A 24,953-nucleotide genomic window follows, 5' to 3' on the forward strand; every position below is an offset into this window, starting at 1 on the left:
ACTTGTTTTTATTATATCGGTAGTAGACCGTTTTCACAAACAAAAAAAGAATGGGTTTTATCACCCATTCCATTTTTTTATTGGAACTGTTTTTGTTTTGCTAGATAATGTTCCCAAACTATATCAAAATGTGCTTTTTCTTGTTCAGTCATCTCCACTATTGGTAGTCTAACTGTTTCAGATGAAATATTTAATTTGCTAAGAGCATATTTAACTGCCGTAGGGTTGGGAGTTGCGAACAAGGCACGGATTAAAGGTAGTAATGCTTGATGTATGAACGCTGCGTCCCCATGACGCCCCTCTTTAAATGCTTGAATCATTTTTTGCATATCTTCACCAACAACATGCGCTGCTACAGAAATAATACCTGATCCACCAACTGCTAAAAGAGGTAAAGTTAAACCATCATCACCCGAGTATACTTTGAATCCTTCAGGTGCACCCGCTAGAATATCAGCCATTTGATCGAGACTCCCACTTGCTTCTTTCACAATTTGGATGTTTGGTATTTTACTTAATTCTAGAATCGTTTCAGGTAATAAATTTACTACTGAACGTCCTGGAATATTGTAAAGCATAACAGGTAATGATGTTTCCTTTGCAATCGTAGCAAAGTGAGCATACATTCCACGTTGACTAGGCTTATTATAATATGGAGTTACTAGCATAATACCATCAACACCTGCCGCCTCTGCATCCTTCGTAACTTGAATCGACTCTGCCGTATTATTACTTCCTGTACCAGCAATTACTGGCACACGTTTACGTACAGTTTCAACAACGAATTGAATAAGATGCATTTTCTCTTCATGTGTTAATGTTGGTGATTCCCCCGTTGTACCACAAACAACAATTGAATCAGTCCCTGTTGCAATTAAATGCTCTACTACTTTAGCCACCATTTCATAATGGATAGAGCCATCTTGGTGAAATGGAGTAATCAACGCTGTTGCTACATTCCCTATATTCATCAGTGAAGCCCCCTTAGATTATACCTTCGTCAATCATAGCTTCTGCGATTTGGATAGAATTAAGTGCTGCACCTTTTAATAGGTTGTCAGCAACAATCCATAAATGGAAGCCATTATCTTTCGCTAAATCTTTGCGAATACGGCCTACAAATACTTCATCTTCACCTTCTGCATAGATCGGCATTGGATAACCTTGCGTTGTAATATCGTCAACTAGCACAATACCAGAAGCATTTCCAAGCACTTTTTTTACATCTTCTACTGTTACATTTTCTTTTTCTATTTCAATATATACAGATTCAGAGTGTCCAGATACAACTGGTACACGTACACAAGTTGCTGCCACTGGAAGCTCTGGCATATGCATAATTTTCTTAGTTTCATTAATCATTTTCATCTCTTCGTAAGTGAAGCCATTTTCAGTAAAGACATCGATTTGTGGAATAACGTTTCTAGCGATTGGGTAATGCTTTTTATCACCTTTTACTGGTAATACATTCGCTTCTACTTCCTTACCTTTTTCCCACTCACCACTTTGTGTTTTAAGTTCCTCGATGGCATTTATACCTGAACCAGACACTGCTTGATATGTAGATACGATTACATTGGATAAACCAAATGCTTTTTTAATTGGTTCTAATGCTGCGACCATTTGAATTGTTGAACAGTTAGGGTTAGCAATGATTCCTTTGTGTTTTGCAAGATCACCTGGATTTACTTCAGGTACAACAAGCGGTACTTCTGGATCCATTCGAAAAGCACTTGTGTTATCAATTGCCACAGCACCACGTTTTGCAGCTTCTGGTGCTAACACTTTTGATACAGCACCACCAGCACTGAATAGGGCAATATCGACACCTTCAAATGCTTCTGGCGTTGCTTCCTCAATCGTGTATGACTGACCGTTAAATGTTATATCTTTTCCAACTGATTTTTTGGAAGCTAGTAATTTAATCTTACCAATGGGAAACTTACGCTTAGCAAGCTGCTCCATCATTTTCGTTCCTACTGCTCCTGTAGCTCCTACGACAGCTACTGTATATTGCTTAGTCACCATACATCTCTCCTCAACTCAACATTGATATTGGCGCTATTGTATCATAATTTTTCATAATTGTGTATAAAAATTAAATTATTTAGTATATTGAATCAATAATGGTTGGAATTGCTTCTTTTCTAATGCATTTATAATTGTTTGATTTATTTGAGTGAAATCTGAAATTAGTGAATTTGGCTTTTTATATGGATCATCTTGACCAAATGGGATAAAGAAGATGTTCTTTGTATTTAGAAGTTTCATGAGATTTAAACCATTTAACCCTAATGCATCATTCGTAGAAACACCGATGACTACTGGGCTACCGTTACGTAGTGTCGCCTTTGCAGCCATTAGAACTGGTGATTCTGTTGCGGCATTAGCAAATTTACTGAGTGAGTTTCCCGTCATCGGAGCAATCACCATGCAGTCTAACGGATTTCTCGGCCCAAGTGGCTCCGCCTCCGTGATTGTCTTAATAACTTCATGCCCTGCTTCTTCCTCGATTTTTGCAATCCATTCTTCCCCTGTACCGAATCTAGTTGCCGCATGTAATACTGAATTCGTAATAATTGGCACTACAATAGCGCCTTCTTCTCTAAGAAGTTTAATTTTCGGTACAACTTCTTCATACGTACAATGTGATGCAGTTATGCCAAAACCGATGCGCTTTCCATCAAGCATGATGTTCCTCCTTATATTTTTCATTATGCAGTTCAATCGTTTGAATTAATAAATCAGCTGCATCTTGGGGGAAATATTTCCCGGGTAATGCTGGTAATTGTATATAGTCAAAATCAGGTTGTTCATCAAATGCAAGACATCCTGGAGCAGATGCTAAGTCAAACAATGTAGTAGCCGATTGTAACATTTCACTGAAGGCCGATGTTAGCCATTTTACGGGGATAGTGTTAATGATGTAGTCTAGTTTACCTTCAAAAGCAGCCGGCTCTAAAACAGAAGCTTTATAGCCGAAAGCTTCTGCCTCATATATTTGAGTTGCTGAACGTGCCATAACATGGATTGTAGCACCTAGATCTCTACATAATGCAGCCGTCATCTTCGCGACTCTTCCAAAGCCTGTAATAATGAGATGTTGCCCATCCATCGATCGTTGTTCATGATCGTAAAATGATCTGAGCATCCCTTCTGCAGTGAGTTTCGCATTTTGCCAAATAAATTGTTCATCTTCTAGGTAGTAAACCGTTTGTTCAGTAGACAACTGTTGCTTAAAGTCTGGAGTTGTTCTTCCGACAAACAACATTGCATTTTCTGCTGTATTTAGAAAGCTATTCATATCTGCAGTCCATTTTGGCGGATGAATAGGTAAAACAATGCGATTTGGTTGAAACTTTTTGCTCAATGTTAAGAGCTCTTCATTCCATTCATCTGTATATTTGTATAAAACAGTTCGATGAGGTTTTGAAAGCTGCACCGCTAGTTTTTTAAAACGTGCGTCCGTTCCTATGAGTAGCCATCTTTCCTCTGTCATTCTGTTAACCCCGAATTCATTGGCTTTACATTATTAAAAAGAATTCGATCTTCTCCAATGAGAACAATTTCATCCCACGGGATATATTCATGCATTTTTGGTGATTTTGCTTTAAATGGAATTCGATGCCCTTTATGAATCATTTCAAAACCATAAATTTGACCTGTTTTCGGGTCAAGTAAACATTCGGTCTCAGCTAAAATACCGAAACGTATTCCATCATTCATTTGAATTAATTCTTTTTCAGCTAACTCTGATAAGAGCATGCTTCCCCTCCTTTTCGCATGTATATTATGTATATGCTTTTGCCTTGTTTTTAGTGATTTTTTGCTTCAAGAGAATTATACACAAAAGAAAAAGCTAAGGGCATTAGTTGCTTCCCTTAGCTGGTGTAATGATGGAACTTGCAAATGGTTGTTTTAAATGGTCTTTGATAATTTGATTTACTGATTGCACAGTTACCTCTTGTAATTCTGCTAGTGCTTTTTCAATAGTACGATCATAACCAAAAACAAGTTCGTTTTTAGCATTTCTACTCATAGAATCATAAGCTGTTTCAAGCCCAAGAAGCAAATTACTTTCAAGCTGTTCTTTTGCAAATAGTAATTCTTTTTCAGTTATACCTTCTCTACAAATCGTATCGACAGAGTGATTAATTGTTTGCTGTAATAAAGGTAGTTGATGTGGCGAAGTACCTGCATAAATCACAAATGCACCGGCATCTTGATAAGCAGAATAATAGGAGTATACAGAATAAGCAAGCGCCTTTTCCTCTCTTACTTCCTGAAATAAACGTGAAGACATAGAATCTCCGAGTATACTATTCAATACAACTAAGCTTAATAGATTAGGAGAACGCATACTTAATCCTGGATAACCTAATGCGATATGAGACTGTTCTACATGAGTCTTTTTTTCTATTTTAGCTGGAACAAAAGTTGGTAAAGTGAAAATTGTAGGTTCTTGAGTTGTCGCTGTTGGGAAATGATTAAATAATCTTTCAATTGTTTGAATAAGCGTTGGTGATAAATGCCCTGCAATTGAAACGACTATTTGCTCAGGACGATAGTGCTTGTGCATATATGATAGAACATTTTCACGATTAAATGTTTGTAGTGTTTCTGCTGTCCCTAGTATTGGTGAACCTAATGGATTATTAGGGAACATCGCTTGCCATAGCCTTTCATCTACATCATCATCTGGTGCATCTTCAGTCATTGCAATTTCTTCTAAAATCACTTGTCTTTCCTTATCAATATCTTCAGGAGCGAATTTAGAATGAAAGAACATATCTGCTAGTATCTCAATCGCCTTTTCAGCATGATGATCAAGAACTACTGCATAATAGCATGTATTTTCCTTTGACGTGAAGGCATTAAGCTGCCCGCCTATACGATCAAATGCCTCAGCAATATCCTTAGCAGATCGTGTATTAGTCCCTTTAAAAAGCATATGTTCTATGAAATGTGTCATTCCATTTTCATGTGGTTGTTCGCATCGAGAACCGACATTTACCCAAATACCCATTGCTACTGAACGTACATGCGGAATATCTTCTGCAACGATACGTACTCCATTAGCACATATATGTTTTGTTACCAAATAATTTCCTCCTTAAAATACATACAAAAGAGGTCGCCGTTTTGTTGGAAACGGACGACCTCAATAATTTTAACGTTTACGATGTTTAGACACTCAGGTTGTGAGCGTGGAGTATTGAATTGGAATACCCAGCTTCGGGCGTCCTCAGATTACTTTTGCTCAGCGCGTTCTTTTTCTTCTTTTAATACTACTTTACGAGAAAGGTTTACGCGACCTTGATTGTCGATTTCAATAACTTTAACAAGTAGCTCATCTTCTAATTTTAGAACATCTTCTACCGCTTTAGTGCGCTCTTCTTGAATTTCAGAAATGTGTAGTAAACCGTCTTTACCTGGGAATATTTGAACAAATGCACCGAATTTTTCGATACGTTTTACTTTACCCATGTAATATTCGCCTACAACTGCTTCACGTACAATATTTTCAATGATTTCTTTTGCACGTGCGTTCATTGCTTCATCTACTGAAGAGATGTATATTGTACCGTCTTGTTCAGTATCAATTTTCACGCCAGTTTCTTCGATGATTTTATTAATTTGTTTACCACCAGGTCCGATTACGTCGCGAATTTTATCTGGGTTAATTTTAACCATGATAATTTTCGGAGCATATTTAGAAAGGTGTTCACGTCTTTCTGGCATAGTTGCAAGCATAGACTCTAGTATATGCATACGACCAATTTTAGCTTGAGTTAATGCTTCTTCTAAAATCTGGTTTGATAAACCATCAATTTTAATATCCATTTGAAGTGCAGTAACACCTTTTGCAGTACCTGCTACTTTGAAGTCCATGTCACCAAGGTGATCTTCCATTCCTTGGATATCAGTTAGAATTGAATAATGCTCATCTTTTTTAATAAGCCCCATCGCAATACCTGCAACTGGTGCTTTAAGAGGAACACCGGCGTCCATCATTGCAAGAGTTGAAGCACAAATACTTGCTTGTGATGTAGAACCGTTAGATTCTAATACTTCTGATACGCAACGGATTGTGTATGGGAAGTCTTTTTCATTTGGAATAACTGCTTCTATAGCACGTTCTCCTAATGCACCATGTCCGATTTCACGACGGCCTGGTCCACGAATAGGTCCAGTTTCCCCAACTGAGAATTGTGGGAAATTATAATGATGCATGAAGCGCTTAGACTCTTCAACACCTAATCCGTCGATAATTTGAACATCGCCTAGTGCACCTAGAGTACAAACTGAAAGTGCTTGAGTTTGTCCACGTGTAAACAAACCAGATCCATGTGCTCTTGGAAGTAAACTTACTTCCGAAGACAGTGGACGAATTTCATCTAATTTACGACCATCAGGACGAATTTTATCTTCTGTGATTAAACGGCGAACTTCTTCTTTCACCATTTTATCTAGAATTTCGCTAACCTGTTTTAGAGTTGCATCTTCTGCTTCAGCTTCTTCGTATTTAGCAATAACTTCAGCTTTTACAGCATTAATTGCTTCTTCACGAGCATGCTTTTCATAAGTTTGGATAGCCGCAACCATCTTAGTTCCGAATTCTGCATTGATTTCAGCATATAATTCTTCATTTATTCCGTGTAATATTACTTCCATTTTTTCTTTGCCGACTTCAGCAGCAATTGTTTCTTGGAAAGCAATTATTTTTTTGATTTCTTCGTGACCGAACATAATGGCTTCTAACATTTTTTCTTCAGGAACTTCTAATGCACCTGCTTCAACCATGTTAATTGCATCTTTTGTTCCAGCGACTGTTAAGTCAATTGTTGATTTTCCCCATTGTGCTACTGTTGGGTTTACGATAAATTCATCTTCAACAAGCCCAACTTGGACACCTGCGATTGGTCCGTCAAATGGAATATCAGAAACCATTAGTGCAAGTGATGATCCGAGCATAGCTGCCATTTCTGAAGGGCAATCTTGATCTGCAGACATAACCATAGAGATTACTTGTACTTCATTACGGAAGCCATCTGGGAATAATGGACGGATTGGACGGTCGATTAAGCGAGATGTTAATACCGCTTTTTCTGAAGGACGTCCTTCACGTTTGATAAACCCACCAGGGATCTTACCAACTGCATATAATTTTTCTTCATAGTTAACTGTTAATGGGAAGAAGTCTAATGGTTTTGGGTGTTTTGAAGCAGTTGCATTTGATAGTACAACTGTTTCTCCATAACGTACTAATACCGATCCATTAGCTTGCTTTGCGAGCTGACCTACTTCGATTTGTAAAGGTCTTCCGGCCCATTCATAGGTATAAACCTTTTTTTCGTTCATTTATTTGAACTCCTCTCTCAAAGAAAACATCTATTCATGTATTTATGTAGTACTATTAGTTTATCAAAAAAGGGAGGCTTATGCGAAACATTTCAATTCTTTATATTCAAATTGTTGTAGGAGGTTAGTTTATTGAAGCATAAAGAAAAAGCGGGACAAGCCCGCTTTCACAAAATTGCATGTTATCGACGTAAGCCGAGTTTAGTAATGATTTCACGGTAGCGTGGTACGTCATTTTCACGTAAATATTTTAATAAGTTACGACGACGTCCAACCATTTTGAATAAACCGCGACGAGAATGGTGGTCTTTTTTATGAGTACGTAAGTGCTCATTTAAGTTGTTAATCTCTTCCGTAAGGATAGCGATTTGAACTTCTGGTGAACCAGTATCACTTTCGTGTACACGGAATTCAGAAATGATTTCGTTTTTGCGTTCTTGTGTTAGTGCCATCCTATTCACCTCCTAAATTGAAATATCCCCAAATGCTGAGCAAACGTTGGTGATTCGAAAGCCAAGCAATGGTTCCGTGGTTGCAAATGAAGGAATTCATATAGAGCAACTCACTTATGAAATAGTAACATAAGCGCCTAATAGAATCAACTATTATCTAACGTTCACGTAAATATTTCATTGCATTTGCCTTATCTACTTCGATTTGTACTTTCAGCGCATCGATACCATCAAATTTTTGTTCTGATCTTAAATGCTTATACCAATCTATTTGCACTTCTTCAGCATAAATATTTTTGTTGAAGTCCATAATATGTACTTCTATTGTTAAGCTTTTTTCATCCGGGTTTTTGAATGTTGGTTTATAGCCTATATTACAAACACCATCAAACCATTCATTTTGAATTTGCATTCTTACAGCATAAACACCATTCGCCGGAATGAATGTTCCTTCATGAGCTTGAATATTCGCGGTTGGAAAACCAATCTGACGTCCACGTTTATCCCCATGTACTACAATTCCCGGAATTTGGAATGGTCTTCCTAGAAGACTATGAACCTCTTCCATGTCACCCGCTTGTAACAACTTACGAATTCGAGTAGAGCTGATTTTTTCGTTTTTTTGAACTTGCTTGTCAGTTACAGTAACATCAAAGTCTCCGTTGCTGAGTGACTTCATATCTTCCATCGTACCTTTACCAAATGCTCCAAATGTAAAGTCAAAGCCGGCTGTCACATGTTTTACATTTAAATTACGAATAAATACATCTACAAAGTCACTAGGGCTTAGTTGAGCGAAATCCGAGGTGAATCGTACAACGAATACCGTATTGATCCCCATTCTTTCAAGGATATCTAACTTTTGCTTTATAGGTGTAATATAAAATACTTGTTCTTTTCTTTGGCCTAATACAATCGAAGGATGTGGATCAAACGTCATCACAGCTGTTTTCAAATTTTTCTGCTGCCCTTGCTTTTTCGCATGCTCAATCACCGCTTGATGCCCTCGATGAACTCCATCAAAAAAGCCGATTGCAAGAGAATAGGGTCCCTCAATATCTGGATGACTAATTTGGTGGGGATACATTAATTGAATCACTTTCATCATAAAGACTGCCTCCTAATCAACAGCTGGGAACATTTTTTCTGGCTTCATAAGCCCATCTTTTGTTGGATGCTTAATATAAATAGCAACCGCTTTCCCACTTTCTACAAATACTATTTTATCATGTTCTTCTAGTGAAGGGTGCATAGGAAGTACTTGTCCATTTGCAATTTGCTTATGGTTATCTTCAGTAATTTGAAAAGTTGGATATCCTGTTAATGCTTGCTCAATTGGCATTATTACTTTATCTAATTCTCCTGCCTCAGCAATTTCACGTAATTGAGAAATTGTAACACAATCTTCCTTCTTGAAATTGCCCGAAGATGTGCGAACTAGCGAAGCCATATGCGCAGGATATCCTAATTTCTCACCTATTTGTACAGCTAGAGTACGAATATATGTCCCCTTACTACATGCGATGCGAACTGGGAAAGTGATTGTAGTACCTTCGTAAACCAATTCCTCGTCAAGTAACTCTAATGCATAGATTATTACATTACGAGACGGACGTTCTATAATCTGTCCCTGACGCGCATACTCATATAATTTCCGACCATTTACTTTCACAGCAGAATACATTGGAGGTGTTTGAGAAATTTCTCCAGTAAGGTTAGCTAGTACCTGTAGCAACTGTTCGCGAGTTATCATTTTGATACTACTATCTTCTGCTACTATTTCCCCTTCAGCATCTTCAGTTGCTGTAGAAGCACCAATGGAAATAATAGCTTCATATGTTTTACCTGCGTTAGTCAAATATTCTGCTAGACGTGTTGCATTACCTATACAAATAGGCAAAACACCTTCTACACCCGGGTCTAGTGTTCCTGTATGTCCTACTTTTTTTGTTTGTAGTATTTTACGTAATTTAAATACGCAATCGTGAGAAGTCATTCCCCGTTCTTTCCATAGAGGAAGAATGCCATGTTGCATTCACGCCAACTCCTTTTTAATATAAATAATTTTATTTTAAGGACAGAAAAAGCCTGCAAATAATTAGGTTTGCAGGCTTGTTTCAATTATTGATCTTTTGATTCATGTAGTTGACGTAAAAGCGTGTCAATTTTATTACCATATTCAGCCGATGAGTCAAACTCAAAGGATAATTCTGGTGTAATTCTTAAACGAATACGTTGACCAATTTCAGAACGAATAAAGCCTTTTGCTTTTTCAAGTCCTTTTAATGTGGCTTGACGCTCTCTCTCAGTACCTAAGCAAGTAATATAAATTGTTGCTTGTTGTAAGTCGCCTGTTACTTCCACATCTGTTACAGTAACAAATCCGACACGAGGGTCTTTTAGTTTACGAACGATAATATCGCCGAGTTCCTTTTTCATTTGTTCTGCAACACGGTTCGCGCGCATACTCATAATCGTTTCACCTCAATTTTTATAAGTACTCTCTTTGTATGTTTAGACGTTCCCATTCAGGATTTGATTCCAGAAGTTGAAGAGCACGAGTGAGCTCACGATCTGCTGCATCCTTGGAAGAGGCTACAGTAACAATCGCGAGCAATGCTCTTTGCCAAACATCTTGATGGTCGATTTCTGCAATGGAAACATTGTAGCGTTGTTTTGTACGCGTAATCATACTTTGCAAGACAGCACGTTTTTCTTTTAATGAATGGGCCGCAGGGATGAAGAATTCACACTCTGCGTAGACAATCATTTACGGATGATTTCTTCCATAATGAATGCTTCAATTACATCTTCTGTTTTAATGTCATTGAAGTTTTTCACTGTAAAGCCACATTCATAACCTTTAGCTACTTCTTTTGCATCGTCTTTGAAACGTTTTAAAGAGTCTAATTCGCCTTCGAAAATAACGATACCTTCACGAATAACACGGACGCCACTATCGCGAGTAATTTTACCTTCAAGTACATATCCACCAGCAATTGTGCCGACTTTAGATACTTTGAATGTTTCACGAACTTCTGCTGAACCGATTACTTTTTCACGGAATTCAGGATCTAGTAAACCTTTCATTGCCGCTTCGATTTCTTCAATTACTTTATAAATAACACGGTGTAGACGAATATCTACGCCTTCAGCTTCTGCTGCACGTTTGGCATTAGTATCTGGACGTACGTTGAAACCGATGACAATCGCATTTGATGCGGCTGCTAATGAAATATCGGATTCTGTAATTGCACCAGCACCCGTATGGATGATACGTACGTTTACACCTTCTACATCGATTTTCATTAACGAAGCTGCCATTGCTTCTACTGTACCTTGAACATCAGCTTTAACGATTAAGTTTAATTCTTTCATATCGCCTTGGCTCATTTGTTCAAATAAATTATCAAGAGTTACTCGTTGTTTTTCAGAGCGTTGTGCTTGAATAGCAGTCATTGCACGTGCTTCCCCTACTTGACGAGCTGTTTTTTCATCTTCGAATACTACAAATCGATCCCCAGCTTGAGGAACTTCACTTAATCCAGTAATTTCAACTGGTGTAGAAGGACCTGCAGTTTTTACGCGACGGCCAATATCATTAACCATTGCACGGACACGACCGTAAGCGTGACCAACTACGATTGGATCACCTATGTTAAGTGTACCATTTTGTACTAATAAGGTAGCGACAGAACCACGACCTTTATCAAGTTGAGCTTCGATTACAGTACCGATAGCTTTACGTTTAGGATCCGCTGTTAATTCGCCTACTTCTGAAACTAATAATACCATTTCAAGTAATGAATCAATACCATCACCTTTTAATGCTGAGATTGGTACGAAAATTGTTTCGCCGCCCCAAGCTTCTGGCACTAGACCATGCTCAGTTAACTCTTGCATTACACGATCAGGGTTAGCAGTTGGTTTATCCATTTTGTTTACAGCAACAATAATTGGAACTTCTGCAGCTTTTGCATGGTTGATTGCTTCAACTGTTTGAGGCATTACACCATCATCAGCAGCAACTACTAAAATTGTTAAGTCAGTAATTCTAGCACCACGCGCACGCATTGTTGTGAACGCTGCGTGTCCAGGTGTATCAAGGAATGTAATTTTTTTGTCGTTTACGACTACTTGGTAAGCACCAATATGTTGTGTAATACCGCCAGCTTCTCCAGCAGTTACTTTTGTATTACGAATTGAATCTAGTAAAGTTGTTTTACCATGGTCAACGTGACCCATAATCGTTACAACTGGTGGACGTTCTTTAGTATTAGCTGTATTTACTTCTTCTTGGTCGCCCTCGAAATAAGTTTCTAGGTCTGTTACGTCGATACGAATTTCTTCTTCAACTTCCACACCATAATCAGCACAGATTAGTTCGATAGCATCTTGTTCAAGCTCTTGGTTAATTGTAGCCATAACGCCAAGCATGAATAATTTTTTGATGATTTCAGATGGTTCACGACCTAATTTTTTCGCTAATTCGCCTACAGATAATGATTCGAAGAAAGTGATTTTTTCTGGTAATTCTTTTTTCACTGCAGGTACAACTGGTTGTGGTCTGTGTTTACGACGTTGCCCACCGTTAATACCTGGTTTTTTTCTTTGGTTAAAGTTACGGTTTCCACCTTGTTGGTTGGATTGACCACCAGGGCCGCGGTTTGCACCACGATTTTGGCTTGAATTTGCATTAGAGCCAGTTCTAGTGTTCGAATTCGTACTTGGTTTATTGTTTGAACTTGTATTTGGTCTTGAGTTTGTGTTCGTATTTGAATTCGGTCTTGAACTAGTGTTTGTGTTTGGTCTTGAACTAGTATTTGTGTTTGGTCTTGAACTAGTGTTTGTGTTTGGTCTTGAACTAGTGTTTGTGTTTGGTCTTGAATTTGAATTAGAACGATTGTTTGAATTTGAGTTTGAGTTATTTTTTGAAGTTGAATTGTTATTCATAGTACTTCCTTGGTTAGTATTTTGTTTTGGTTGAGCAGCGCTAGTTTGTTGTGCTTTTTCGTCTTTTCTAGCGTTCGGACGATTCCCTTGTTGTCCTCTGTTTTGGTGCTCAGTTTTTTTTGGTCCTTGTGATGATTGTGCGTTAATTTTCATTTTAAATACACCATCTAGTTTGCTAACTGCATCTTTTTCTAACGTAGACATATGGTTTGTGACGTTTATTTGTAGCTTTGAAAGCTGATCAATAACTTCTTTACTTGACTTATTTACTTGTTTCGCATATTCATGGACGCGTAATTTTGTCATGTATTCACCCCCGGTTAGATTTCGTTGAGAAGCTCGGACAGTTTTTTTGCAAAACCGTCATCCACGATGGCTAATGAGACCCTTGCGTCTTTCCCCGTGGCATGTCCGAGATTATATCTAGTCCCGAACTCCTGCAACTCAACGTTGAAAGAATGACATTTATCTTGCATTTTTTTGCGCGTATTGGCAGATGCATCCGTTGCTAATACAACAAGCTTTGCACCATTATTGCGCACTTCCTTAATAACTTGTTCTTCGCCAGAAACGATTTTACGAGCTCTTGCAGCCAATCCAAGTAAATTTAAAATAGATTGCTCCGGCGTCATGTTAACGTCTCCTTGCGAATGACTTTTAAAAGGTCTTCATATACTTGTTCTGGAATTTCCACTTCTAACTGATGTTTCAGGACATTTTTCTTTTTCGCTTCCGCAACGGCTGCTTCAGATTTTGAAACATATGCACCGCGACCTGATTTCTTGCCAGTAATATCAACGGAAACTTCGCCTTCTTTAGAACGAACAACCCGAATCATTTCTTTTTTAGGAAACATTTCACCCGTTGCTACACATTTTCTTAAAGGAATTTTTCTGTTTATCGACATAAGAACACACCTTCCCTATAGCGTAAGAACTTTTGGCCATATTAGTTCAATAGAAGATTTCACATACAACCAATTGCTTTTACTCATTCTTCGTCGTCTTTATATAAATCAACCTCAACATCAAAATCTACTTCTTCATCGTCTTGAGCTTCTTCATAGACAACAGTTGAAGTTTGACTTGGGTAGATTCCTAACTCTCTAGCATCTGTTTCACTCTTAATATCAATCTTCCAGCCAGTCAATTTCGCAGCCAGTCGAGCATTTTGACCACGTTTACCAATAGCTAAAGATAATTGATAATCAGGAACTACTACTGTAGTTGACTTTTCTTCTTCGTCAACTTGCACATCGAGAACTTTTGAAGGACTTAGTGCATTAGCAACGAATACGACAGGATCTTCTGACCATTCAACGATGTCGATTTTCTCACCATTTAATTCGTTAACAATTGTTTGTACGCGTGCACCTTTTGTACCTACGCATGAACCTACTGGATCCACTTCTTCATTATGTGCAAAGACAGAGATTTTAGAGCGATCGCCAGCTTCACGAGCTATTGATTTAATTTCTACTGTACCTTGGAAAATTTCAGGAACTTCTAATTCAAATAATCGACGAAGTAAACCTGGGTGAGTACGTGATACGTATACTTGTGGTCCACGTGAAGTACGTTCTACTTTCGTGATATACACTTTGATACGATCGTGAGGTGCATAAGATTCACCTTGAATCTGTTCATTCTGAGGTAATACCGCTTCGACTTTACCTAAACCAACATAAATATTACGAGGGTCTAAACGCTCTACAACGCCATTTACGATATCATCTTCACGATCCACATATTCTTCATAGACAATGCCACGTTCTGCTTCACGGAATCGTTGAGTAACGATTTGCTTCGCTGTAGTTGCAGCGATACGTCCGAAATTACGTGGTGTTTCTTCCTGTTCCACGATATCACCGATTTCATACGCAGGGTTGATAACTTGCGCATCTTCTACAGAGATTTGTAAGCGATCGTCTTCTACTACCTCTACTACATCTTTTCTTGAATACAAGTGCATTGTACCGCGGTCAAGGTTTAAATCAACACGCACGTTTTGCGCTTGGTTGTAATTCTTTTTATATGCATTAATAAGTGCCGCCTCGATTGCTTCAATAATGATATCACGAGAGATACCTTTTGCTTCAAGTGCATTTAACGCACCAACCAATTCTTTACTCATTGTCTATTTCACTCCTACTATTAACTTTCTGCGGAAAAATCGATTGCTAAACGAGCTAATGCTATTTTATCTTTATCGATAACGACCTTAATTTTTCTTGTTTTAATCTTAACGTCAAGTTCAACACCTGCGTCTGTATAAGATCTTAAATAACCTTCAAATACTTTCATACCGTTAATGGCTTCATATGATCTAATATGCACGAATTGACCGATAGCTTTTTCAAAATCAGCTTCTTTTTTTAACGGTCTTTCTGCTCCTGGCGATGACACTTCAAGGAAATAATTTTGTTCAATTGGGTCAGATTCATCCAATTTTAAACTTAATAATTCACTTACTTGAGCACATTGTTCAATGTCAATGCTTCCTTCAGGAGTATCAATGTAAACGCGCAAAAACCAATCGCGACCCTCTTTAACGAATTCAACTTCGACTAATTCAAGGTTTAACCCTTCTACTATAGGCGTTGCAAGTTGTTCCACTGCTGAGATAACTTTGCTCATACAATCCTCCTGACTCACTTCATGTTGTCATAACAACAGAAAAGAGCGGGAAATCCCACTCTTTTGCTGGTGTTCTATCAACAAATTAATTAAATAAATGATAGCACATTATAGCCTAAAATGCAAATAAACCCTAGAACAGAGAGAGTTGGTTAGCATCTGGCATACCTTCTAAACAACCTAGTTTATCCATATATTCAACTAATGTTTTCGATACACGTCCACGTAATTGTAAATCTTCTTTTGATAAGAACTCGCCATCTTCCCGAGCTTTTACAATGGCAAATGCAACGTTGTTACCAAGACCTGGAATTGCATTAAAAGGAGGGATTAAACTATCACCATCGATAACAAATTCCGTTGCATTTGAACGATACAAATCAACCTTTTGGAAATGATAACCGCGTTCGCACATTTCTAAAGAAAGTTCAAGGACAGTTAGCAAGCTCTTTTCTTTCGTAGAAGCTTCTAACCCTTTTGCATCAATTTCATCAATTTTTGACTTAATCATCTGCGAACCATTCACCATAGCGATAAGATCGAAATCTGAAGCACGGACACTAAAGTATGCACAATAATAAAGAATTGGTAAATGTACTTTAAAGTATGCAATACGCACTGCCATTAATACATACGCAGCAGCATGAGCTTTTGGGAACATGTATTTGATTTTCTTACATGAGTCAATGTACCATCCAGGTACTTTATTTGCTTTCATCTCTGCTTCAAATTCTTCTGATAAGCCTTTCCCTTTACGCACTGACTCCATAATTTTAAAGGCTAATGATGGCTCTAATCCTTGATAGATTAAATACACCATAATATCATCTCGACAACCGATTACTTCTGATAACACACAAGTACCATTTTGGATTAACTCACTAGCATTTCCTAACCAAACATCGGTACCATGAGATAATCCAGAAATTTGGACAAGTTCTGAGAATGTAGACGGTTTTGTTTCTTCTAACATTTGACGAACAAATCGTGTACCAAACTCAGGAATACCTAAAGTACCTGTTTTACAATTAATTTGCTCTGCTGTTACCCCAAGTGACTCTGGACCATTGAAAATTTGCATAACCTCTGTGTCATCAGTAGGGATTGTTTTAGGATCAATCCCTGATAAATCTTGTAACATACGAATAACTGTCGGATCATCATGCCCAAGTATATCCAGTTTTAGGACGTTATCATGGATTGAGTGGAAGTCGAAATGAGTTGTTTTCCATTCAGAATCTTGTGCATCTGCTGGGAACTGAATAGGCGAGAAATCGTAAATATCCATATAATCAGGCACTACGATAATACCGCCAGGGTGTTGCCCTGTTGTTCGTTTAACTCCCGTACACCCTTGTACAAGTCGATCAACTTCTGCACCACGATAATTTAAGTTATGGTCACTTGCATATCCTTTTACATAGCCATAAGCAGTTTTCTCTGCGACAGTACCAATTGTTCCTGCACGATACACATATTCTTCACCAAATAATACTTTCGTATAGTTGTGGGCTTGTGGTTGATATTCACCACTAAAGTTAAGGTCGATATCGGGAACTTTATCTCCTTTAAATCCAAGGAAGGTTTCGAAAGGAATATCGTGGCCGTCTTTTTGATAAGGTTTACCACATTCAGAACAATCCTTATTTGGTAAGTCAAAACCTGAACCAACCGAACCGTCATCAAAAAATTCTGCATGCTGACAATTAGGACATACATAGTGTGGTGGTAAAGGGTTTACTTCAGTAATTTCCATCATTGTTGCAACAAGTGATGAACCGACCGACCCCCTTGAACCTACCAGATAACCATCATTTAATGATTTCTTTACAAGCTTATGGGAAATTAAATAAATAACAGCGAATCCGTGGCCAATAATCGATTTTAATTCTTTTTCAAGACGAGCTTCAACAACCTCTGGTAAGTTAGGCCCGTAAATTGAATGTGCCATATCATAACTCATATTACGTACTTCCTCATCAGCACCCTCAATTTTAGGTGTATAAAGATCATCTTTTACTGGTTTCACATCACCGATCATTTTTGCAATTTTCTGAGGGTTTGTTACTACAATCTCTTTTGCAATGTCGTCACCTAAAAAAGCAAATGCATCTAGCATTTCGTTAGTCGTACGGAAATGCACTTTTGGTAACGTATGACGATTCAATGGGTTTGCCCCACCTTGTGAACGTATTAAAATTTGACGGAATATAGCATCATTCTCATTTAAATAGTGGACATTTCCTGTTGCTACAACAGGCTTGTCTAATTTTTTCCCTAACTTAACTACTTTACGGATGATATCTTCTAAATTCCATTCATCACGTACAAGCTCACTATCAATCAAATGTGAATACACAGCTTTTGGATGCACTTCTAAATAATCATAGAATTTTGCAACTTGTTCTGCTTCTTCCATTGATTTTTGCATAACTGTTGTGAAAACTTCCCCTTTATCGCAAGCAGAACCAATAATTAAACCTTCTCGGTACTTCGTTAACATTGATCGTGTAAGACGAGGGACACGGTAAAAAGTTTGCGTATGTGAAAAGCTAATCAGTTTAAAGAGATTCTTCAGACCGATATTATCAGTAGCTAAAATTGTACAGTGTGTAGGACGAGCTCGTTTATATGAATCGCCTCCACCGATGTTTTTGTTAAAATCATCGTGATACTTAATCCCTTTTTCATCTGCTTCTTTTAAGAGATGTAAAAGTAGAAATCCAGTGGCTTCTGTATCATAAATGGCACGGTGATGTTGCGTTAGTTCTATATTGAACTTTTTACATAAAGAATTTAATCTGTGGTTCTTCATTTCAGGATGTAAGAAACGCGCTAACTCTAACGTATCAATAACAGGATGATGCATCTCATCAATACCCGCTTTTTTATAGGCCTCATATAAGAAACCTATATCAAATGATGCATTGTGAGCAACAACAATTCCATCACCAATAAATTCATGGAATTTCTTTATCATATTTACAACTTCTGGTGCATTTCTGACCATATCATCAGTAATACCTGTTAGTTCGATGGTTGTTGCAGAAAGGGGATGATGAGGGTTAGCAAAACTCTCAAAGGTATCAACAACTTCACCATTCACGATTCTAACAGCGGCAAGCTCGATAATTGTATCGTATGCAGCAGATAACCCGGTTGTTTCTACGTCAAAAACAACAAATGTATCTGTTTCAAGTAAGCGGTGCTGTTCATCATATGCAATAGGTACACCATCATCTACTAAATTGGCTTCTAAACCGTATAAAATTTTAATTCCATGCTTCTTACCCGCATTATAAGCATCTGGAAAAGATTGAGCAACAGCATGATCTGTGATTGCAATTGCAGGGTGTCCCCATTTTGCAGCTTGCGCGACTAGCGCTTCAACAGATGTAACAGCATCCATTTGGCTCATCGGCGTATGAAGATGTAGCTCGACACGCTTTTCACCTTCTGGGGAAGTATCTTTACGTAAGATAGGGCTTATCTCCATAATATCTTGTGCCATAACAATTAAATCACGAACAAATGTATCATTTTGAACGGATCCACGTGCCTTTACCCACATTCCCTTTTTAGCCTGCTGCATAAGTGCAGCGTCTTCTTTATCTCTAGAGAACATTTTCACTAAAATAGAATCCGTATAGTCAGTAATTTTCAATGTCAAAAGAGATCGACCACTACGTAACTCTTTCACTTCTGCATCGAAAACAAATCCTTCAATAGTGATACGACGTTCTTCATCTTGAATTTGTTGAATCTCCATCATTGCTTCATCCGGCTTTATTGGAATTCCTAGTTGGAATGGACGGTCTGAAACGTCTACACCACTCGGATTATCCTTGCGTTCTTTTTCACGCTTTTGCATATCCTCAACCGCTTTTTTAGCAAAAGCTTCCTCTTCTAGACGGCGCTGTTCTAAAAAGGCAATTTGAGCTTCTGCTAAAGCTTCAGTTGATTCATTTAGTTGAAAATCAATTGCCATATGCGGGAATCCGTATGTTTCATAAGCGTCTGCAATAATATCTGTATATTTCTTCTTAAGTGTCATCATTTCTAGTTCTTGCTGACATGTGATCATCATTTTCTGACCATTCCACTCCGGCAGCTGTTTCACTAGACCTTCCCGTAATGGTGGTGATAGTTCATCGATGTCTTCGATTACTTTTAACCAATAATCTGTCACTAATTCTTTTATAATTGTTTGTTGCGGAGCTTCAATATCTAATTCAATTTGTGCAATTTGCGAAAATGCTTTTGTTAAGCGTGTTTCAAATTCGCGATATACACGAAATGGTAAGATTGCAGCCAGTTTGAGCGAAAATCGCCAAACGCGTTCTTTTTTGTGTACGGTCATTCTAGCTAATTCTGCAGCTTCAAAATAAGGCATATACACGTCTTCAGTTAAATCAATTTGTTGGAGCAGTAGTTGAAATTTCAACTTTGCATCTTGCTCATTCGTCATATTCCCACCTACCTTCTGTAAAAAAAGAAAAGAAGTACATTAAAGTACTTCCCCTCATGACTCATTCGACATTACTCAGCGTGAAAAAAGTTATTCAAGCGATCGACTAACTCTTCTTTAGCCCATTCGAATGTTTCACCCGATTGTCTAAATTTCACTTCCAAAATACCTTCTGAAGCTTTTTTACCAATTGTAACACGTACTGGTAAACCAATTAAATCTGCGTCTGCGAATTTAACGCCCGCACGTTCTTTACGATCATCATATAACACATCATAACGATATGATTGTAACAATTTGTACGTTTCCTCAGTTAAGTTCTTTTGTGCTTCATCTTTTTCATTCACTGAAATTAAGTGAATATCATACGGCGCAATTTGTTTTGGCCAAACAAAACCATAGCTATCTTGGAATTGTTCTGCAACTGCAGCTAGAGCACGAGATACACCGATACCATAACAACCCATGATAAATGATTGAGCTCGTCCATTCTCATCCAAGAAAGTTGCTTTCATTGAGTCGCTGTATGTTGTACCTAGTTTGAATACATGTCCAACTTCAATACCTTCGGCAAATTTTATTGTCCCCTTACCGTCTGGAGATGGGTCGCCCACTCGGATAAAGCGTAAATCTTCATAACGATCAATTGCAAAGTCACGCCCTGGATTTACATTGATATAGTGGAAGCCATCTTCATTTGCACCACATACCCCGTTACGAATAGATTTAATAGCATTATCCGCAATAACTTTTACATTAATCGGTAGTTTTACAGGTCCTAGAGAACCAACATGACTACCTAATAAATCGAAGATAACTTTGTCATCTGCCAATTCAACAGATTGTGCATCAAGTGCGTTTTTTAATTTAATATCGTTAATTTCATGATCTCCACGAGCTAATACAACAACTAGTTCGTCATCTACATTAAATACTAATGATTTAATACAAGATTCAGGTGATACTTTTAAGAATTCAACAATCTCATCGATTGATTTTTGGTCAGGTGTAGAAACTTTTTCAAGTTCTTTCATATCTTCATTTGAATGACTATACTCTACGTTTACTTCAGCCATTTCAATATTCGCAGCAAAACCTGATTCATCTGAGAAAGCAATTGTATCTTCTCCAATTTCAGATAATACCATAAATTCATGTGTATCTTTACCACCTATTGAACCTGAATCTGCGATAACTGAGCGGAAGTTCAAGCCAAGGCGAGTAAAAATATTCGTATAAGCTTTTACCATATCATTATATGTTTCATCTAAACTTTCACGTGTAGCATGGAATGAATATGCATCTTTCATAACGAATTCACGACCACGTAATAATCCAAAACGAGGGCGCTTTTCATCACGGAATTTATTTTGAATTTGATAAAGTGTTAATGGTAGTTTTTTATAAGATTTTACTTCGTCACGAACTAAAGAAGTAATAACTTCTTCGTGTGTAGCTCCCAATGCAAAATCACGGTTATGACGGTCTTTTAAACGCATTAACTCTGGCCCGTATGCTTCCCAACGTCCAGTTTCTTGCCATAGCTCAGCTTGTTGCAAAGCAGGCATTAACAGTTCGACAGCATCGATTGCTTCCATTTCTTCGCGAACAATTTGTTCTATTTTTTTAAGTACTTTTGTACCTAGTGGTAAATATGAATAGACACCACTTGTATTTTGACGTATAAAACCTGCGCGTAATAATAGCTGATGAGACTTAACGTCAGCATCAGCAGGTATTTCACGTAAGGTTGGAATAAATGTTTTGCTTTGTTTCATAAAAACCACACCTTTTTGCGTTATTTATAATTACTTATTAAAAGAAGAACCTTTGAATATCGTTCCAAGTAACGACAATCATTAAAATCATTAGCAACATTATACCAACGAAGTGAACCATACCTTCTTTTTGACGATCAACCGGTTTACCACGTATAGCTTCAAAACCGAAGAATAATAGTCGTCCACCATCTAAAGCTGGTAATGGTAATAAATTCATGATTCCTAGGTTGATACTTAAAATAGCTGCCCAGTTCATGACATTTGTCCAACCATATTTAGCTACTTCTTCAGTTGCTTTGTATATACCTACAGGTCCAGATAATGCATCCAGTGTAAATTTACCAGTTACAAGCATACCTAATAATTCAAAGATTTTCATTGTCCATGTATAAGTTTGTTCCACACCGTATGAGAATGCTTTAAGTGGATTCTTTTCCATTGGACTTGAATATTGTACACCTATTTGTCCCATTTTTTGTTCATTAACTACAACTTCTTTTGGAGTTAATGTAATTCGAGCTTTTTCTTCCCCGCGTTGTACATCCAAAGTCATTTCTTTTTCCGGGCTATTTTGAATAGCTTCAGATAGTTCTTGCCAAGTATCAATCTCTTTACCATTTATAGCTGTAACGATGTCTCCTTTTGCTATACCAGCAGTTTGAGCTGGACTACCTTTTACTACATCAGCAATAATTGGCTCATTAGTTGGAATACCCTGTACTAATCCAATAACAATGAAGATTACACACGAAAGAATAAAGTTAAATAATGGACCTGCAAAAATTGTGATTGCACGTTTACCTAATGATTTTGAATTGAACTGGCGATCATAAGGGGCAATAATTGTTTCAGTGCCGTTTTCATTAATAACTGCATCGCGTGCTACTACATAACGCACAAGATTTTCGTCTTCGTCATAGCCTTCAATCCACAATTCCTTTTGTAAATCTGCTTTTTCAACTTCCAAGAACAGCATATCTGGTAGTTGCTTATTTTGATTTAAAACGATTTTTTCAATTTCATCTTTGTCATTCAATTGCATACCGATTCTGTAGCCAGGCTGTAACTCGATATTATCCATATCGTCGCCAGCCATACGTACATAACCTCCAAGTGGAAGTAATCGAATCGTATACAGTGTTTCACCTTTTGTAATAAATAAAATTTTAGGACCAAAGCCTATTGCAAATTCTCTAACTAAAATCCCTGTACGTTTGGCAAAAATAAAGTGACCTAGCTCATGAAAGAATACAATTGAGCCGAACACTACTATGAATGCAATAATTGATTGCATGGAATCCCACCTTCTTCAGCTTGAAAAAATATCATTCAATCCTGTAGTTATTTTATCATGCTTTGAACTGATTTTCTCGTTTCTTTGTCTACGTGTAAAATAGTTTCTAAATCAGGTTGTAAAATGTTTACGTGTTTGTCCATAATTCGTTCAATAAGATCTTCAATTTCCAAGTATTTAATCTTCTCTTGCAAAAATGCTCCAACAGCTGCTTCGTTTGCCGCATTCATGGCTGTAAGAATTGTCCCTCCCATTCGACCTGCTTGATATGCGAAATCAAGGCAGCGGAAACGTTTTAAATCTACATTTTCAAAATGTAATTGAGATATCTTCGCCAAATCAAGACGTTCTGCGGTTGAACGTGGTAATCGCTCTGGAAAACTAAGTGCATATTGAATTGGTGTTCGCATATCAGTTGTCCCTAGTTGAGCCATAATACTAGTATCATGATATTCAACCATTGAGTGAATAATACTTTCTCTATGTATTAACACGTCAATATTATCATAATCCACATCATATAACACTGCCGCTTCAATGACTTCAAGCCCTTTATTCATCAATGTTGCTGAATCAATTGTAATTTTAGCTCCCATTGACCAGTTTGGATGATTTAAGGCTTCTTTTAAAGAAACATTCTTCAAATCTTCACGCGTTTGATCTCGGAAACTACCACCTGAAGCAGTTAATATTAAACGAGAGATATCTTTGCGATTCTCGCCGTGCATTGATTGCCATAAAGCCGAATGTTCACTGTCTACTGGTAGAATTGCCACGCCATATTTTTTAGCTTCCGACATTACTATATGACCCGCGGTTACTAATGTTTCCTTATTAGCAATAGCAATATTCTTTCTAGCTCTAATCGCTGCGAGTGTAGGCTCTAAACCAACGCTTCCTAATACGGCATTGACTAACACATCAGCTTCTGGGCAAGTAGCTACGTCTATTAAGCCCTGTGTCCCAAATACAAAATCAGTTTTTGGAAAATCTTTTTGCAAAGCTGTTGCATCTTCCTCAAGCTGTACTGAAACGATTAGAGGTTTAAATTCCGTTACAATTTCACGTGTTTTTTCGATATTTTTTCCTGCTGAGAAGGCTACAAGTTGAAACGAATCTTTATGGTCCTTCACAATATCCAAAGTTTGAATACCAATGGATCCTGTTGCGCCTAGTAAACTAATTGATTTCATCAAAATAATCTCCTTCTTCATCCAACAAAGTGCAAGAAATGCAACAATGGTAATACAAATAATAAGCTATCAAAACGGTCTAAAATACCGCCATGTCCAGGTAATATTTCACCTGAGTCTTTTACATCATAATGACGTTTAATCGCTGATTCTACTAGGTCACCCATTTGACCAAAAATAGAAGCAATAATTGATACCATAATTAATGTGACATACGTTGTTTCAATACCAACAATCAGCTGGAATAGTATTGCAAAGAGAATAGCTGTAACAATCCCACCTACAAACCCTTCAATTGTTTTATTCGGTGAAATTTCTGGCCATAATTTATTTTTTCCAAGCTTGCGCCCTACAAAATAAGCTCCTGAGTCAGTTGTCCACACGATAACTAAGGCATAGATAACATATTCTAACCCTTCTATTCGTGTTTCAATCAAATAGTGGAAACCCATACCTACATAAAGCACGCTTATTATAACAAATCCTACATCATCAAAAGTGAACTTGTTCTTAATTAGGACTGTATAAATTAGCAATAGAATCGCACCTAGAAATAGAAATTCCATTTTCGAATAAGATGTTACTTCTAGAACTTTTGCTTCCCAATCATTTGGCATTAGCAAAATAAACATTGTTAATAATGTTAAAATGCCTTGCACTGAAGACAGCGAAATGCCTTTCATTCGTAAAATTTCATACAGACCAACTGCTGCCATCGCATATACTAATAACGAAAATGGAAGTCCTCCCAAAACAACAAATGGTATAAATAGCGCAGCAGCAATAACGCCTGTGATAATACGCTGTTTCACGT

At 37.5% G+C, this 24,953-nt stretch carries 22 protein-coding genes; all 22 read right to left on the reverse strand.

All coding sequences use genetic code 11. The features are described from left to right. Window positions 1-77 precede the first annotated feature (77 nt). A complete protein-coding gene (dapA, locus tag ACQKMD_RS01625; RefSeq protein WP_427748882.1) occupies window positions 78-971 on the reverse strand; it encodes a 4-hydroxy-tetrahydrodipicolinate synthase in 894 nt (297 codons plus the stop codon). Between the two features lie 13 nt (window positions 972-984). Next, window positions 985-2,028 (reverse strand): aspartate-semialdehyde dehydrogenase, encoded by a 1,044-nt coding sequence (locus ACQKMD_RS01630; protein ID WP_427748883.1) that lies wholly within the window; start codon window positions 2,026-2,028, stop codon window positions 985-987. A 75-nt stretch (window positions 2,029-2,103) separates the two neighbouring features. Continuing rightward, window positions 2,104-2,691 carry a dipicolinate synthase subunit B gene (locus ACQKMD_RS01635; protein WP_427748885.1) on the reverse strand — a complete coding sequence of 196 codons (588 nt, stop codon included), beginning with the start codon at window positions 2,689-2,691 and terminating at the stop codon, window positions 2,104-2,106. Next, window positions 2,684-3,499, reverse strand: a complete 816-nt coding sequence (locus ACQKMD_RS01640; protein ID WP_427748886.1) for an NAD(P)-dependent oxidoreductase — start codon at window positions 3,497-3,499, stop codon at window positions 2,684-2,686. Before ACQKMD_RS01640 ends, ACQKMD_RS01635 begins: the two co-directional genes overlap by 8 nt. Beyond that, window positions 3,496-3,765: a YlmC/YmxH family sporulation protein gene (locus ACQKMD_RS01645; protein ID WP_427748887.1), complete on the reverse strand. Its 270-nt coding sequence runs from the start codon at window positions 3,763-3,765 to the stop codon at window positions 3,496-3,498. The genes ACQKMD_RS01640 and ACQKMD_RS01645 overlap by 4 nt, the downstream gene beginning before the upstream one ends. Before the next feature lie 103 nt (window positions 3,766-3,868). Continuing rightward, window positions 3,869-5,101 carry a M16 family metallopeptidase gene (locus ACQKMD_RS01650; protein ID WP_427748889.1) on the reverse strand — a complete coding sequence of 411 codons (1,233 nt, stop codon included), beginning with the start codon at window positions 5,099-5,101 and terminating at the stop codon, window positions 3,869-3,871. A gap of 149 nt (window positions 5,102-5,250) precedes the next feature. Next, on the reverse strand, window positions 5,251-7,362 hold the full coding sequence (pnp, locus tag ACQKMD_RS01655) for a polyribonucleotide nucleotidyltransferase (protein WP_427748890.1): 2,112 nt from the start codon (window positions 7,360-7,362) through the stop codon (window positions 5,251-5,253). A gap of 182 nt (window positions 7,363-7,544) precedes the next feature. Then, window positions 7,545-7,814, reverse strand: a complete 270-nt coding sequence (gene rpsO, locus ACQKMD_RS01660) for a 30S ribosomal protein S15 (RefSeq protein ID WP_038184240.1) — start codon at window positions 7,812-7,814, stop codon at window positions 7,545-7,547. A gap of 157 nt (window positions 7,815-7,971) precedes the next feature. After that, window positions 7,972-8,919 carry a riboflavin biosynthesis protein RibF gene (gene ribF, locus ACQKMD_RS01665; RefSeq protein WP_427749296.1) on the reverse strand — a complete coding sequence of 316 codons (948 nt, stop codon included), beginning with the start codon at window positions 8,917-8,919 and terminating at the stop codon, window positions 7,972-7,974. 15 nt (window positions 8,920-8,934) lie between these two features. Continuing rightward, entirely contained in the window at window positions 8,935-9,849 is a 915-nt protein-coding gene (truB, locus tag ACQKMD_RS01670; protein ID WP_427748891.1) for a tRNA pseudouridine(55) synthase TruB, read from the reverse strand. Between the two features lie 86 nt (window positions 9,850-9,935). Continuing rightward, the gene (gene rbfA, locus ACQKMD_RS01675) at window positions 9,936-10,286 is read right to left on the reverse strand and encodes a 30S ribosome-binding factor RbfA (protein WP_427748893.1); all 351 of its coding nucleotides are present in this window, start codon (window positions 10,284-10,286) and stop codon (window positions 9,936-9,938) included. A 19-nt stretch (window positions 10,287-10,305) separates the two neighbouring features. After that, a complete protein-coding gene (locus ACQKMD_RS01680; protein ID WP_038184231.1) occupies window positions 10,306-10,584 on the reverse strand; it encodes a DUF503 domain-containing protein in 279 nt (92 codons plus the stop codon). Next, on the reverse strand, window positions 10,581-13,073 hold the full coding sequence (gene infB / locus ACQKMD_RS01685; protein ID WP_427748895.1) for a translation initiation factor IF-2: 2,493 nt from the start codon (window positions 13,071-13,073) through the stop codon (window positions 10,581-10,583). Before infB ends, ACQKMD_RS01680 begins: the two co-directional genes overlap by 4 nt. Window positions 13,074-13,087: 14 nt before the next feature. Next, window positions 13,088-13,399: a YlxQ family RNA-binding protein gene (locus tag ACQKMD_RS01690; protein WP_427748897.1), complete on the reverse strand. Its 312-nt coding sequence runs from the start codon at window positions 13,397-13,399 to the stop codon at window positions 13,088-13,090. Then, window positions 13,396-13,674, reverse strand: coding sequence for an RNase P modulator RnpM (rnpM, locus tag ACQKMD_RS01695; protein ID WP_427748898.1), 279 nt, complete (start codon window positions 13,672-13,674; stop codon window positions 13,396-13,398). Before rnpM ends, ACQKMD_RS01690 begins: the two co-directional genes overlap by 4 nt. Window positions 13,675-13,757: 83 nt before the next feature. Continuing rightward, entirely contained in the window at window positions 13,758-14,900 is a 1,143-nt protein-coding gene (gene nusA / locus ACQKMD_RS01700) for a transcription termination factor NusA (protein WP_427748899.1), read from the reverse strand. A 20-nt stretch (window positions 14,901-14,920) separates the two neighbouring features. Further along, window positions 14,921-15,403 (reverse strand): ribosome maturation factor RimP, encoded by a 483-nt coding sequence (gene rimP / locus ACQKMD_RS01705; RefSeq protein ID WP_427748901.1) that lies wholly within the window; start codon window positions 15,401-15,403, stop codon window positions 14,921-14,923. Between the two features lie 133 nt (window positions 15,404-15,536). Next, entirely contained in the window at window positions 15,537-19,871 is a 4,335-nt protein-coding gene (locus ACQKMD_RS01710) for a PolC-type DNA polymerase III (RefSeq protein WP_427748903.1), read from the reverse strand. Between the two features lie 71 nt (window positions 19,872-19,942). Continuing rightward, complete coding sequence (locus tag ACQKMD_RS01715; RefSeq protein WP_427748905.1) at window positions 19,943-21,649, reverse strand: proline--tRNA ligase; 1,707 nt, start codon at window positions 21,647-21,649, stop codon at window positions 19,943-19,945. Between the two features lie 37 nt (window positions 21,650-21,686). Further along, window positions 21,687-22,946 carry an RIP metalloprotease RseP gene (gene rseP, locus ACQKMD_RS01720; protein WP_427748907.1) on the reverse strand — a complete coding sequence of 420 codons (1,260 nt, stop codon included), beginning with the start codon at window positions 22,944-22,946 and terminating at the stop codon, window positions 21,687-21,689. Between the two features lie 47 nt (window positions 22,947-22,993). Then, entirely contained in the window at window positions 22,994-24,139 is a 1,146-nt protein-coding gene (locus ACQKMD_RS01725; RefSeq protein WP_427748909.1) for a 1-deoxy-D-xylulose-5-phosphate reductoisomerase, read from the reverse strand. Window positions 24,140-24,156: 17 nt separating this feature from the next. After that, window positions 24,157-24,951, reverse strand: coding sequence for a phosphatidate cytidylyltransferase (locus ACQKMD_RS01730; protein ID WP_427748911.1), 795 nt, complete (start codon window positions 24,949-24,951; stop codon window positions 24,157-24,159). Window positions 24,952-24,953 lie beyond the last annotated feature (2 nt).

Origin of the sequence: Viridibacillus sp. NPDC096237, assembly GCF_050278625.1 — a bacterium.
GTDB lineage: Bacteria > Bacillota > Bacilli > Bacillales_A > Planococcaceae > Viridibacillus.